General features: G+C 40.3%; 1 protein-coding gene. It reads right to left on the bottom strand.

The features are described from left to right. On the bottom strand, nucleotides 1–467 hold a 467-nt coding region (locus ODU34_RS10165), incomplete at its 3' end, for a helix-turn-helix domain-containing protein (protein ID WP_153059458.1). Nucleotides 468–506 lie beyond the last annotated feature (39 nt).

The raw sequence follows: 506 nt of genomic DNA, 5'->3' as shown, positions 1-506 counted from the left end.
GCTAAAATGGTTTCGGCGTCTGCTTTTTTCGGATGTTGGGGACGTGGGCTAACTTTACGCCAACCATGACGTTTCAGGAGAGCATAGAAACCTTCTCGGGTTGTCTTGTGCCCAACTCTCTCTTGATAGGCTTTAAAGAGGGAGTTAACGGTAACGAATTCTCCATTCAAAGAAGAAGAGAGTTGCTCTTTAAGGAAATCTTCTTCCTCCTTATGCGTCATATAGGAGCGGCGGCGACCACCACGATTTTCCTTTAAGAGGGCTTCTAAGCCACCACTTAGATAGCGATTCAATAAGTTGCGGACTGTCTGATGGACAAAGCCTACTGATTTAGCTACGGATGTTAAATTATTGCATTCAGAATAAAGAATGAGTGCCTGTATTTTTCTATGATGCGGAGCATTATTTTTATCTTTAAGTGCTTGCTTTAATTCTTCGACTTGTGTTTGGGTAAGTTCTTTTGTCATAATACCATTATAACGCTATTTTTGATTTTTGTTAAGTAT

Source organism: Streptococcus sp. 2018WUSS126 (assembly GCF_044427425.1).
Lineage (GTDB): Bacteria > Bacillota > Bacilli > Lactobacillales > Streptococcaceae > Streptococcus > Streptococcus hashimotonensis.
This window is presented reverse-complemented; position numbering and strand designations above follow the sequence as displayed.